The organism is Actinomyces israelii (assembly GCF_030253495.1).
Taxonomy (GTDB): domain Bacteria; phylum Actinomycetota; class Actinomycetes; order Actinomycetales; family Actinomycetaceae; genus Actinomyces; species Actinomyces israelii.
This window is the reverse complement of sequence record NZ_CP124548.1, coordinates 3,831,804-3,845,577: the sequence shown is the minus strand read 5'-3', so window position 1 is coordinate 3,845,577 and position 13,774 is coordinate 3,831,804. Positions and strand designations below refer to the sequence as shown.

At 70.5% G+C, this 13,774-nt stretch carries 7 protein-coding genes; 6 read left to right on the top strand and 1 reads right to left on the bottom strand.

Annotated features, from left to right (window positions below; genetic code table 11):
• The first annotated feature begins 157 nt into the window (after positions 1–157).
• Complete coding sequence (locus tag AIF0345_RS15970) at positions 158–2,221, top strand: alpha-amylase family protein (RefSeq protein WP_285296697.1); 2,064 nt, start codon at positions 158–160, stop codon at positions 2,219–2,221.
• Between the two features lie 265 nt (positions 2,222–2,486).
• On the opposite strand, the gene AIF0345_RS15965 is transcribed toward AIF0345_RS15970, so the two are convergent.
• Positions 2,487–5,048 (bottom strand): ATP-binding cassette domain-containing protein, encoded by a 2,562-nt coding sequence (locus AIF0345_RS15965; protein WP_404976018.1) that lies wholly within the window; start codon positions 5,046–5,048, stop codon positions 2,487–2,489.
• A gap of 283 nt (positions 5,049–5,331) precedes the next feature.
• Here AIF0345_RS15965 and AIF0345_RS15960 point away from each other — a divergent pair, with 283 nt between their 5' ends.
• The 5 genes from AIF0345_RS15960 (at position 5,332) to AIF0345_RS15940 (ending at position 13,748) form a co-directional block, all read left to right on the top strand.
• Entirely contained in the window at positions 5,332–7,011 is a 1,680-nt protein-coding gene (locus AIF0345_RS15960) for an L-serine ammonia-lyase (RefSeq protein ID WP_285296696.1), read from the top strand.
• Between the two features lie 66 nt (positions 7,012–7,077).
• The gene (locus AIF0345_RS15955; protein ID WP_285296695.1) at positions 7,078–8,730 is read left to right on the top strand and encodes a DUF262 domain-containing protein; all 1,653 of its coding nucleotides are present in this window, start codon (positions 7,078–7,080) and stop codon (positions 8,728–8,730) included.
• Complete coding sequence (locus tag AIF0345_RS15950; RefSeq protein ID WP_285296694.1) at positions 8,727–9,953, top strand: type II toxin-antitoxin system HipA family toxin; 1,227 nt, start codon at positions 8,727–8,729, stop codon at positions 9,951–9,953. The genes AIF0345_RS15955 and AIF0345_RS15950 overlap by 4 nt, the downstream gene beginning before the upstream one ends.
• A 1,258-nt stretch (positions 9,954–11,211) precedes the next feature.
• Complete coding sequence (locus AIF0345_RS15945) at positions 11,212–11,448, top strand: hypothetical protein (RefSeq protein ID WP_285296693.1); 237 nt, start codon at positions 11,212–11,214, stop codon at positions 11,446–11,448.
• A 329-nt stretch (positions 11,449–11,777) separates the two neighbouring features.
• Positions 11,778–13,748: a glycoside hydrolase family 13 protein gene (locus AIF0345_RS15940; RefSeq protein ID WP_285296692.1), complete on the top strand. Its 1,971-nt coding sequence runs from the start codon at positions 11,778–11,780 to the stop codon at positions 13,746–13,748.
• Positions 13,749–13,774: the final 26 nt, after the last annotated feature.

Below are 13,774 nucleotides of genomic sequence, written 5' to 3'. Positions count from 1 at the left end.
TACTACGCTCCCTTGTCCCTTACTACGCTCCTTTTCCTCGTACAGTAAGGAACAAGGGAGCGTAGTAAGCGTCCTGGGGGCGGCGGGATCGATGTTCGGGCCAACTCACGGCTCTGAAAACCTGCCAAACGATGATCACATCGGCCACTATAGGACCATGAGCGCCACCACACCCGCCCCTGCCGCACCTGAGTCCACCTGGTCCGACCGCAGTACCGCCGCCGCAATCCCCTGCGAGGTCCGCGACGCCGTCGACGCCGTCCTGTCCGGCTCCGACCTCGCCCGCTCCGAGCGCGAGGTCCTCACCACCCGGATCGAGCGCTGGTACCCCGACGTCGCCGACGGCCTCACCACGCTCTACGGCGAGCCCGTCGCCACGCGCACCGCCGCCAAGCTGCTCGCCGAGGCCGCCCGCGCCTATGTCGAGCGCATCCCGGAGCTGCGCCACCTCGACCTGGCCCGCACCCTCGACCCGACCTGGGTCCAGGACCCCTCCCGCATCGGCTACGCCGGGTACACCGAGCGCTTCGCCGGCGACCTGCGCGGCGTCATGAAGCGCATCCCCTACCTGCGCGAGCTGGGCGTGTCCTACCTCCACCTCATGCCCCTGCTCACCCCGCGCCCGGGAGACTCCGACGGCGGCTACGCCGTGGCCGACTACCGCTCCGTGCGGCCCGACCTGGGCGACATGGACGACCTCGCCGACCTGACCGCGGAGCTGCGCCGCGACGGCATCAGCCTGGTGATCGACCTCGTCCTCAACCACGTCGCTGCCGAGCACGAGTGGGCCGAGCGCGCCCGGGCGGGCGAGCAGCGCTACCGCGACTACTTCTTCGTCTACCCCGACCGCACCGAGCCCGACGAGTACGAGCAGACACTCCCGGAGATCTTCCCCGACTTCGCCCCCGGCAACTTCACCTGGAACGACGAGATGGGCGGCTGGGTCTGGACGACCTTCAACTCCTTCCAGTGGGACCTCAACTGGCGCAACCCCCACGTCATGGAGGAGTTCGTCTCCATCATTATGAACCTGGCCAACAGGGGCGTGGAGGTGCTGCGGCTGGACGCCATCGCCTTCACCATCAAGCGCAAGGGCACCGACTGCCAGGGGCAGCCCGAGGTCCACGCCATCACCGAGGTGCTGCGCGCCATCACCCGCATCGCCACCCCCGCCGTCGACCTCAAGGCCGAGGCGATCGTCGCCCCCACCGAGCTCCTCCAGTACCTCGGCCAGGGCAAGTACACGGGCAAGGTCTCCGACCTCGCCTACCACAACTCCCTCATGGTCCAGATCTGGTCCATGCTCGCCACCCGCAGCGTCACGCTCGCCGCGCACGCCCTGGACGCGCTGCCCGTCGAGCCGCCCACGGCCACCTGGATCACCTACATCCGCTGCCACGACGACATCGGCTGGGCCATTGGTGACGCCGACGCCGAGGCGGTCGGCCTCAACGGCTACTGGCACCGCGTCTTCCTGGCCGACTGGTACCGCGGCACCTACCCCATGAGCGACGCCCGCGGCCTGGTCTTCCAGTACAACCCGGTCACCAACGACCGCCGCATCGCCGGCACCGCCGCGAGCCTGATCGGCATCGAGGCCGCCGCCGAGGCGGTCGAGGGCATTGACGAGTCCACGCCCGCCTGGAAGGAGGAGGAGCTGCGCACCTGGCTGGAGGAGCGGTTCAACGCCCTGCGGCTGGCCAACGCCATTATCTACGGCTGGGGCGGGGTGCCGGTCATCTGGAGCGGCGACGAGCTCGGCCAGTTCAACGACCCGAACTGGGACACCGAGCCGGGCCACGAGTCCGACTCGCGGTGGTCGGGGCGCCCCGTCCTGGACGAGTCCCGCGTGGAGCACCGCCACGACCGCTCCACCGTCGAGGGGCGCGTCTTCACCGATCTGGCGCACCTGGGCGAGGTGCGGGCGAGCCTGCCGCAGCTGAGCGCCAACGTGCGCACGGTGGTCGCCCCCGTGGACGACGAGGGCGTGCTGGTCACCTACCGCGACCACCCACGCGGCTCCTTCGTCGGCGTGTACAACGTGACCCCCGACTGGCGCAGCGTGCCGGCCTGGCGGCTCGCCGAGTACGGGGTGCTGGGCGCCGTCGACATGCTCACCGGCACTGTCCCGGCCGACTCGACGACGCTCGAGGGCTCCGGCGACGGGCAGGTGCCCGTGCCCCCCTACGCCGCCTGGTGGCTGGTGCGCTCGACCGACTGAGCGCCGGGTGATCGGCCGGGGCCCATCCGAGTGGTGCGCTCGGATGGGCCCCGGCCTGCCCCCGCCCAACGGGATGCCCGCCCCTTCGCCGAGATCGGTTCACCTCCGCGTCGAGATCGGTCGAGTTCCGCGTCGAGATCGGTCCTGGTGCGGGCGGGGGCCAGGGCCGCCTGGGCTGCTGCTCCGCATCGAGGGTGCACGGGCCCCGCAGCCTCCGCACCGCGGGTGATGTGCCGCTGGCTGCACCGGACGGCGTCGGGCTGTGTCAGCGGCGTCCTCGGCGGGCCAGGCCGATGTAGCAGGCGATCATGCAGACCAGGCCGATGAGCGTGAGGAACCCGTAGTCGGTCAGCCACTGCCGCTTGGTGTGCTCCCACAGGTCGTCGGCGCGGTAGGGGATGATCTCGTTCATGGCGATGGTGGAGGAGGCCATGGCGTAGCCCCAGCGCGCGGGCATGAGCCAGGACAGCTGCTCGAACACGGCCCGCCCGGTGATCGGGACCACGCCGCCGGCCAGGACCAGCTGGCCCATGATCGAGACCACCAGCACCGGCATGACCTGCTCGGAGGAGGACACGAACGCCGAGACCGCCAGCCCCAGCAGGCCCGAGGCGAAGGCCACCGCCCAGCAGCACACCGCCAGCTCCAGGCCCGGGCTGCCCAGCAGCACCGCACCGGAGGGATGCTTGTTCAGCGCCAGGGCGATCCCCATCATCAGCACCGTCTGCACCGTGACGATCAGCCCCAGCACAATCATCTTCGCCACCAGGTAGGCGCCCGCGCGCAGCCCCACCGCCTTCTCCCGCAGGAACACGTCCCGCTCCCCCACCAGCTCACGAATCGTCACGGACATGCCCGAGAAGGCCGCACCCGTGATGAGGATGACCAGTAGGGTGACGGCCGGGCTGGGGCCTTCCTGCTGCGCCTGAACGGCGTCGAGGACAACATGTTCGGGTTTGGCGAAGCCGTCGTTGCCGGATATGACTTTGGTGAGCAGGCCCATGATGACGGGCAGGACGAGCATGAAGGCGAGGTAGGAGGGGTCGGCGGCGATGATGCGCGCGTGGCGGCGCACCAGGGTGGAGACCTGCCGGGCGGCGGACTGCTGGGGGGCCTTGGGGCGGGAGGCCGACAGCGCGGTGGGGATGCGCCGCCCGTCCCCGCGCCGCGTGGAGGGCTCGACCGCCTCCAGGTGGGCGCGCAGCACGTCGGTGTGGTTGCGGATCAGCGCGTACACGTCGGCGAACCCCTCGATCTGCCCGGGGTCGGGGAACCCGCCCCGCGGCGCGCGCACCACCAGCTGCCCGGCGGCCCGCAGCTCGGCCAGGCGCTCGCGGAAGTAGGGGACCACCAGGCGCGGGGAGCCGAAGTACACCGGCCTGCCCCCCGCCGCCAGGATCAGCACCTTGTCCGCCCGGTCGATGTGGTTCTCGTTGTGGGTCACCACCATCACCGTGCGCCCCGTGTCGCCCGGACGCGTCCCGTGCGCCAGGGTCGCCAGCAGCTCCATCACGTCGCGGTCCAGCTGCGGGTCCAGCCCCGAGGTCGGCTCGTCCAGGAACAGCAGGCTCGGGCGGGTCAGCAGCTCGATCGCCGTGGAGACCCGCTTGCGCTGGCCCCCCGAGAGCCTCTTGACCCGCTTGCCCACGTGCTCGCTCAGGTCCAGGTCCTCCAGCACCTCGTCGATGCGCCCGCGCCGCTCCGCCCGGGACACGTCCTTGGCGAAGCGCAGCTCGGCGGCGTACTCCAGGGTCTGCCGCACCGTCAGCGCCGAGTGGATCACGTCGTTCTGCGGCACCACGCCGATCTTGTTGCGCATCACCGGATAGTGCTCGTAGACGTCCAGCCCGTCGAACAGCACCTGCCCCGCCTGCGCCTTCTGCTCACCGGTCAGCGCCTTGAGCAGCGTCGACTTGCCCGCCCCCGAGGGACCCACCACCGCCAGCAGCTCATTGCCCGGCAGCTTGAACGAGACCCCGTCCAGCAGACGCAGCCTGCCATCATTGACACTGAACGTCAGATCCTTACCCACCAGCTCACCGCTATTGACGGGTACGGGAATGCTGCACTTGCCATTGGGGTCGACCTGGACGAATGTCGATCCCATGCCGAACACCGTCGGCTCGGTCACAACATAGTGATCGACCCGCTGGCCGCTGACGAATGTCCCATTGGTCGACCCGAGATCCGTGACGACCGCGCCCTGCGGGGTCACGTCCACGCGCGCGTGCCGCCCCGACATCGTGGGATCGTTGACGATGAAGGAGTTGTCCGGACGCCGACCGATCGTCCCCGACCCACTGATCGTGACCTCGCCTGTTGCGGCAAGATCCCCGCTCGCGGCGCCGCCGGCGGAGGTGACGCCGGTGGGTTCGGGCGGCCCGGACGTGCTAGCGCCGCCGGACCCGAGCATGACAGTGCTGGCGGCGCTAGGTGCGCTGGCGGCGCTGGCGGGGAGGCCGCCGGTGGGCGGCCCGGGTGGGCTGGCACCGGTGGGCGGCCCGGGCGGGCCGACGGAAACGCCATTGGCGGGCGGGCCGGCGCTGGCAGGAACGGCGGCGGTGGGAGGGAAGCCGGCGGGTGGCCCGGGCGGGGCAGCGGAAGCGCCGCCGGTGGGCGGCCCGGGCGGGCCGGGAATACCGGTGGGGGCGACGCTGGTGGGCGGCCGGGGCGGGGCAGCGGGAACGGCACCGACGGGAGCGCCGCCTGGCCCGAGCGCGCCGCCGGTAGGGGTCAGGGAGATGAGCGGTCCGAACTGGTCGACCAGCTGGATGCGCGTCTCCCGTGTCAGGATCGCCGATGTCGCCCAGCGGCCGTCAATGAGCATGCTGCGGCCCGCTGCGCAGGTCGCGCGCCAGCCGACCGGCGTCGGCTCCACCATGAGATGCTCGCGCGACACCCTCGGGTGCGAGACGATGACGGCGCAGACGGGGGCGCGGCCGATCATGAACGCCGCGGTGAAGATCTGCGGCTCAGAGGACAGGTGTGCGAAGAACTGGCGCACGACGAGCGCGCCGGGGGACGCGTCGACATTTGCGGGACGATCTGGGGTGGGAGGAACCGCAAGCACGAGGCCACCATACCGGCTCGCACTGGTGCATCATGGCGTCATGACCATTCGCGACCTCGCGGGGGCCGAGCAGGTCGAGGCTGTGAGTGACCGACCGCTCGCCCTGCCCACGCCGTCAACGATCTCGGCTCTGTCCGCCGACAACGGCCTCGACACGACGCCCGTCCCCACCGGTCTGGACGCCGCCACCCCGGCGGCCCTGCTGGCAGGTGAGATCACGGCGCAGCGAGCGTCGCGCCCGCTGAGCGTCTTCGATCTCATGCGCATTGGCATCGGGCCCTCCTCCTCCCACACGGTCGGGCCCATGCGCGCCGGGCGCGCCTTCGCCGGCGAGCTGGCCGACGCCGTCGTCGGAGCGCGTGAGCCCGGGCGGAGGGCCGCGGCGGGGCGGCTGGCCCCGGAAGGACGCCCGGATGGGCCCGTCACCCATCTGGTCGTCGAGCTCTACGGGTCGCTCGGCGCGACCGGCCGCGGCCACGCCACCGACCGCGCCGTCGTCATGGGACTGGCCGGCTACGAGCCCGAGACCGTGCCGCCCGAGATCTGCCGGGGCCTGCACGAGGATGTGGCCGCGGCCGGCGAGCTCGTCGTCGATGGCGTCGGGGCCCTGCCCTTCAACCCGGCCACGGACATCCGCTTCCTGCCCGGCCGGGTCCTGCCGTACCACACGAACGCGCTGACCGTCACCGCCTACTGCGCCGCTGGCGAGGAGGTGCTGCGCCGCACCTACTACTCGGTGGGCGGCGGTTTCGTCATGGAGGACGCCGGAGCCCCCGGCGCGCCGTCGATCCGGGCCCTGGCGACCGCCGCCTCAGCCGAGATGCACGCCACCCCGGCGCCCTACCCGTTCTCCTCGGGCGCCGAGCTCCTGGAGGTCTGCGAGCGCGAGGGGCTGCGCGTCTCCGAGGCGGTCATGGCCAACGAGGTCTCGGCCCGGCCGCGGGCGGAGGTGCTCGCCTACCTTGACCGGCTGCGCGAGACCATGACCGCCTGCATCGAGGCCGGTCTGGCCGCCGACGGCACGCTGCCTGGGGGACTGGGGGTGCGGCGTCGGGCCAAGGCGCTGCACGAGCGGCTGCTCGCCCAGTCCACCGGGCCGGCCGCCGCCTTCACCATGGCCGACCCGCTGCGCGGCATGGACTGGGTGGACCTGTTCGCCCTGGCCGTCAACGAGGAGAACGCCGCCGGGCGGCGCGTGGTCACCGCCCCGACCAACGGGGCCGCGGGGATCGTCCCCGCCGTCCTGGCCTACTACGAGCGCTTCATCCCCGGGGCCGACGACGACGGGGCGCGCCGCTACCTGCTCGCCGCGACCGCCGTGGGCGCGCTCATCAAGACCAACGCCTCGATCGCCGGGGCGGAGGTGGGCTGCCAGGGCGAGGTGGGCTCGGCGTCGTCCATGGCTGCGGCCGGGCTGGCGGAGGCGCTCGGCGGGACGCCCGCGCAGGTGGAGAACGCCGCCGAGATCGCCATGGAGCACAACCTGGGGCTCACCTGCGACCCGGTGGGCGGGCTCGTGCAGATCCCCTGCATCGAGCGCAACGCGGTGGCGGCCGTCAAGGCCATCAATGCCGCCCGCATGGCGCTGTGGGGCGAGGGGCGGCACACCGTGTCCCTGGACACCGTTATCGAGACTATGCGCCAGACCGGCGAGGACATGCTCGCCAAGTACAAGGAGACCTCCCGCGGCGGCCTGGCCGTCAACGTCGTGGAGTGCTGAGGGGCGGGCGGCGCCGTCTCGGGAGCGTTCTCCGAGCGTGTCGGCGGCACCCGGCATAATTGGCGCATGGACGAAGCGCAGGCGCTCTCAACCAGCCAGAGCTACAGCATCGCGGGGCTGCGGGACCTCGTGAAGGCTGGGCGGTTGCGGGTGCCGCAGTTCCAGCGGTCGTTCCGGTGGGAGAGGCGAGATGTTCTCAATCTTGTTGACTCGGTGCTCCGCGGGTATCCCATTGGCAGTCTGCTCCTTTGGAAGCGTGAGGCCGGGGCCGAGCGTTTGCGGATCGGTGCCCTGGATATCGAGGCCGGGCAGATGCCGGACGCCCTGTGGGTCGTGGACGGGCAGCAGCGGGTGACAAGCCTCGTCAATGTTGTCGATCCTGTGGGGTCACACGACCCTCGGTTCGCTCTCGGCTATTCCCTGAGGGAGAGGAAGGTTGTGCCGCTCCGCGAGCCCGACCCTCCTCTTGTCGTCCCGCTGCCCGACCTGTTCGATCTCGGGCGGGCGCTGGCATGGTTGAGAGACAACCCGGACGGGACTGATTTCGCCCCTCACATCCAGGAGATCGCGGGGCGACTTGCGGGTGTTTCAGTCCCTGCCACGATTATGGAGGACGCTGACGAGCAGGTTCTCCGGGAGGTCTTCGACAGGATCAACAACCGTGGAAAAAAGCTCAATGCCGCGGAGATATTTGATGCCATCCACGGCGGGCCGGACGCGGGGCTGACGACGTCGGGGATCGCCGCGCACGTCGACGAGCAGACTCACTTCGGCGTGCTTGCGAACAAGGTCGTTGTGCAGGCGCTCCTGGTGCGCCGCCACACGGATATCACTCGAGATGTTCACGGAGAGTTCGCTCCCAGCCGTCGTCTTGTGAGCGACTTCCCGAGCGAGAGCGAAGAGGAGGCCTATGTGGCGACAGAGCGGGCGCTGGTCGCTGCCGTACGTTTCCTTCAGGAGCAGTGCGGTATCCCGCACATGACCTTCCTGCCGTTCCGGTTCCAGCTGCTTGTCCTGGCCAGGTTCTTCGCCTTGTTCCCGGAGCCTCATGACCGTAACCTTGAGCTGCTCCGACGCTGGTTCTGGCGTACAAGTGTCGGCGCTGACGAGCTCGGCATCAACGGGTCGCAGACCGATCTGCGTGATATGGCCGCGTGTCTGACCCCTGGCGAGGGGTCGGCGTCAGTCCAGCGGCTCCTTGGCGCGGCGACTCTGAAGAGCGCGCCGCAGGTTCCCGACCTCGGCGTGTTCCGGGCGACGCGTGCGGACAGCAAGGTTGTTCTCACCGCGATGTGGAACCGGGACCCGGTCGATCCTGATACGGGTGAGCCGATGACGGTGGAGATGTTGAACGCTCAGCTGGAGGGGGAGACGACCCCGCGCGCTGTGGTCGCCGATCTTGTTCCGCCCTCCTCCTTGTGCGAGGGCGCCGCCGTCGCCGCGAGTAAAGCCATTTCCGTTCTGGACCGGCGCCAGCTGCTCGCACTTCTGGACGATGGATCCGATCTCGACTCCCTGCTCCTGAATGAGGATATCCTGCAGCTTTTGCAGAGTAACGAGTACGACCAGGCGGTCCGGCTCAGGGCCGAGGTGCTGCACCGCTACCTTGAGGGCTTTATTATGGCTCGTACCGCGTACGGGCACGAGGACTCTCCCCCGCTCGACGACTGGGTATTCGACGGCGGCGCCGCGGAGGCGGTAGAAGGTGTGAGATCGTGATCGAGGCGGTCTACGCGGTCCTTCTTCATGGTGTGCACGTCGGTGATATTTATCGTCGAGATTCCTTTACGAAGTTCATCCTTGACAGCGACTACTGGGACCGTCCCGACCGTGCGGTCCTCGGCAGGTGGTTCGAGGACCACCCGAACAGGCGGCCGCACGCCACGAATCGTGTGCCCGCCTGGTTCTCTAACCTGCTTCCCGAGGGACGGTTGCGAGACCTTATTGCCCGAGAGCAGGGAGTGAGCTCCTACCGGGAGATCGACCTGCTCGTGCGGATCGGTCGTGATCTGCCGGGAGCGGTTGAGATTGTTCCGGACCCGCAGACTCATATCGATACGGGTCTCGACGGCTCGGTTGAGGACTCGGCTCGTACTCCGGAAGTGAGCAGTCGCGTGCGCTTTTCCCTGGCCGGAATGGGGATGAAGCTCTCCATGCGGCAGGACGGGGACCGGATCGTGCTCCCCGCGCACGGTGAGGGCGGAGACTGGATCGTCAAGGTTCCCGATGCCGCCTTTCCGAGGTTGCCCGCCAATGAGCTCGCCGTCATGGGGCTGGCGCGTGATGTCGGCATCGAGGTTCCCGAGACTCGGATGGTGCGGCGCGATCGGCTGGATGATCTCGGGGCGGGGACTTGGCCCTCGGATGAGGTCGAGGCGTACATGGTGCGGCGCTTCGACCGGTCGGTGGGCGGCCGGGTGCATATGGAGGACTTCGCTCAGGTCCTCGGGTGTTTCGGCTCCGGGGAGGGCAAGTACCAGTCCTCTGTGGAGACCGTTGCGGCGATCGCCTACCGCGGGCAGGACCGGGCCTCGCTGCGGGAGATGGTGCGGCGCACCGTCTTCAACCTGCTGGTCGGCAACGGCGACGCCCACCTCAAGAACTGGTCCCTCATCTACCCCGACCGCAAACGGGCCCGGCTCTCGCCCGCCTACGACCTCGTGTGCACAGCCGTCTACCTGCCCGCTCCAGGCGACCCCGAGCTCGGGCTGCCTTTCTTCGGAGCAGCTCGGCTCTCCGAGGTCTCGCGCGAGCACTTCGCGCGCCTGAAGGACCTGCTGCGCGTGGGGGACGGGGAGGTTCTCAACATCGTCGACGAGACTCTTGAGCGCTTCTGCGACGCCTGGGCCGATGGCGCGGGGGAGCGCATGCCGCCGCCTGTGGCCGAGTGGATAGGGGCGCACGTAGAGCAGACCCGGAGCCGGCTCCGGACTTCTGGGTGAATGATTCGGGGAGCGGCCGGGGCTGCAGCCACGCCCGCGGGGTGCCCGAGGCGCCGTGAGCTCGTTCCGGGGCGTGTCCCTAGTCGGGATCGGCGCCGGAGCGGCTTCAACGTGGTCGGGGAGGGATGAGTGCGGCGCCGTCGGGAGCCGGTCGGGAGCCTGTGAGCGGCGATGATTGGAAGCTGCACATTCACGCACGGGCCGTGCCGCCCAGAACCGCGGAATCATGCGGAAATGAGATCTCGGCGGCAATCGAGACGCTGCTCCCATGTGCGTAGACCCCCCTCGGCGCACATGGGAGCCCGTCAACTGATCTTGAGGGCAGTCAAGGATCCGCATAATTCCAACGAAAACCAGCATTCGTCCAGTGAAGGGCCCTCTCTCCCATGTGCAGTTCCCGCGTCTGCGCGGGCCCGTTCCCCTCACCCCCGACAAGTGGCGGCCCGACCTGTTCGAGCCCCTGGGTCGAGCCGAGCGCGAGGGGCTCGTCAACGGTCTGGCGGTCAATTGGCGCGAGAACTGGGTTCCCAATCGGGAGGACGTCGAGGACCGCCTCGCTCTCAGGGGCGGCGCCACCTCCCTGGACGAGCTCGCTCGACGCTACCGCACCGCACACGCGTTCTGCCGGTCGCGGCCATCTACGGCGCGAAACCGAGGCTGACGCCCGTCTTCATTTCTGAACGGCCCGGATGATGCGGTGCTTTTTCCCGTGGCGCCCGGACGCCGCGGCTCCGCGCTTCGGCGGGGCGGATCCAGGCTGACCGGGCTGCGGCCCGGACGACGGAGCAGCGGCTCGACGCCCGGGATAGCGATCGCGTCGCGGCCGGGCGCGAAGGCGGCCCGGTCGAAGGAGTGCCGGGCGAGAGCGCCGCTGGAGGCGGGGACACGCGCGCCATGCGGGAGCACGACACCCAGTGCTACCGGGATCGTGCTGATCCCATGACCGAAACGACTCGTCTTAATGATACCTGATGACGATTCGTTCCAGTCCGCTTGCCTGCGCAGGTGTTGGTCTGTGCGCGGTTCGGCAGTGTGTTGTTGTTGGGCGGCCTGCGTGAGGAGAGGAGCGTCCTGCCGGGCCTGGACGAGCGGTGGCGGTTGTGCTCGCGGTGTCCGACAGCGGGGGCGGGCCGGCACGGTCCAGCCGGCTTCCCGCCTGGCGTCGGACTGCCTGCGAACAGCGGACGGGCCCGGCAGTCCACTTCCGGACGTCAACGTCGTGTTGACATCCGGAAACCCGTAAGACTAAAGTCTGCTCATGGAAGTTGCGGCTTCTGCTCTGAAGCACGGCGTGGAGGTTCGCGATATCGTTCATGCCTGGGAGAATGCGCTCAGGCTGGTCGAGTACGAGTATGACGGCGAGGAGCGGTTGCTGGTGATCGGACCGGCACGAGATTCCACGTTCTTAGAACTTGTTGCCGTTCCCGCCGGCGTGCCGATATACATTATCCACGCCGACCTCCTGCGCCCGAGGTTCTACGAGTATCTGAGGTGAGAAATATGAGCATAAGAACACGCGCCGATGATAGTGCCGGACTGAGTTCGCTCGACCCTGCTCGCGCTCCCGCTCGCGATGCCGCAGGGTTCCGCAGGATTATCGCGGCCCGGAAGAGGCTGGCCGAGGCGGAGCGGGAGCTCCACGACGCCGTCGCGGCGGCAAAAGACGCTGGTGACTCCTGGACGGTGATAGGTGCCGCCCTGGGCGTGTCCCGCCAAGCCGCACAGCGCCGCTTCGGCCGTGGCTGAGGTAGCCGCACCCGGACCGGGCGGCGGCGCCACGACGGTGCGCGGGCGCACGACGGGGCGGCCTGGCAGGATGCGCCCGTGACCGCAGACCAGCAGCCCAGCGCGCCGGCAGCACCGGCAGTACCGGCAGCACCGGCAGCGCAGATCGTGCCCTCCGCCCCCGCGTCGCCGTCGGCCGGGGCGTCCTCCTCGGCCGCCCAGCCCGCCGGCGGGCCCTTCGCCCGCCCTGCCCCCGCGCCGTCGTCGGCCGAGCCGGCTACTCAGGCCGCCTCCGCTCCTGCCCGGCAGTGGTGGAGGGACGCCGTCGTCTACCAGATCTACCCGCGCTCCTTCGCGGACTCCGACGGCAACGGCGTCGGCGACCTCGCCGGCGTCACGAGCCGCGTCCCCTACCTCGCGGCCCTGGGCGTGGACGCCGTCTGGCTCTCGCCCTTCTACCCCTCCGCCCTGGCCGACGGCGGCTACGACGTCGACGACTACCGCGACGTCGCCCCCGAGATCGGCACGCTCGCCGACTTCGACCACATGGTCACCGCCCTGCACGCCGCCGGCATCCGCGTCATGGTGGACATCGTCCCCAACCACTCCTCCAACCGCCACGCATGGTTCCGCGCCGCCCTGGCCGGCGGCCCCGACGCCCCCGAGCGCGCCCTCTACCACATCCGCCCCGGCGCCGGTCCCCACGGCGCCGAGCCGCCCAACGACTGGCGCTCCATGTTCGGCGGCTCCGCCTGGGAGCGCATCGACGACATCGGCCCCGACGGCCCCCTGACCGGCCCCGGCACGCCCCGCCCCTACCAGTGGTACCTCCACATCTTCGCCCCCGAGCAGCCCGACCTCAACTGGGACAGCCCCGCCGTGCGCGAGGACTTCCTGGCCACCCTGCGCTTCTGGTGCGACCGCGGCGTGGACGGCTTCCGCATCGACATGGCCCCCGGCATGGCCAAGGACATGTCCGAGCCCTACCGCCCCATGGCAGAGATCCCCTGGTGGCCGCTGCCCGACGACGGCTCCCACCCCCTGTTCGACCGCGACGAGGTCCACGACATCCACCGCCGGTGGCGCGCCCTGCTCGACTCCTACGACCCGCCGCGCTTCGCCGTGGCCGAGGCCGGCGTCACCGCCTCCCGGCGTCCCGCCTACGCCGCGAGCCTCGGCCAGGCCTTCAACTTCCAGATGCAGGACGCCGACTGGAACGCGCGCTCCGTCGGCTGGGCCATCGACGCGGGCCTGGCCGACGAGGCCGTCTGCGGCTCGACCACATGGGTCCTCGGCTGCCACGACACCCCGCGGGTGGCCACCCGCTACGGCTTCGACCTCGCCGACGACGTCGCCCCCGGCGGGCCCGACCCCGACTACCCCGCCGGCGCCGCCCAGCGGATGGCCCGCCGGTGGATCAGCGCCGACGGTATTGAGGGCGCGGCCCCCGCCTGCGACCCCGCCCGCGGCGAGCGGCGGGCGCGCGCCGCCGCCATGATCGTCATGGCCCTGCCCGGGGCCGTGTACCTCTACCAGGGCGACGAGCTCGGCCTGCCCGAGGTCCCCGACATCCCCGAGGACCGCCTCCAGGACCCGATCGCCCACCGCATGCGCGGCCAGGAGAAGGGGCGCGACGGCTGCCGCGTGCCGCTGCCGTGGACGGCGTCCGGCGGCTCCTTCGGATTCGGTCCCGACGGCGGCGCCCGGCCGCACCTGCCCCAGCCGGCGGGCTGGGGTGAGCGCGCCGTCGAGGTCGAGGAAGCCGACCCGGGCTCGATGCTGCACCTGTACCGTGCGGGCCTGCGGCTGCGCCGCGAGGCCTGGAGTCCGGCGGGTGCAGCGCCGCTGGAGTGGGTGCGCCGCGACGAGCACGTGCTGGCTTTCTCCCGCGGCGGCGTGCAGTGCTGGACGGCCTTCGGCGCCGACGTCGGGCTGCCGGCCGGCGAGGTGCTGCTGGCCTCCGCCCCGCTCGCCGTGGTCGGGCCCGACGACGGCGGCGGCGGGCCGGGCCGCCGGCCCGCGCGGGTCCTGCCCGCCGACGCGACCGCCTGGATCCGCGTCCCCGGCTGAGACGCGCCCGGCCGTCCGGACTCTCG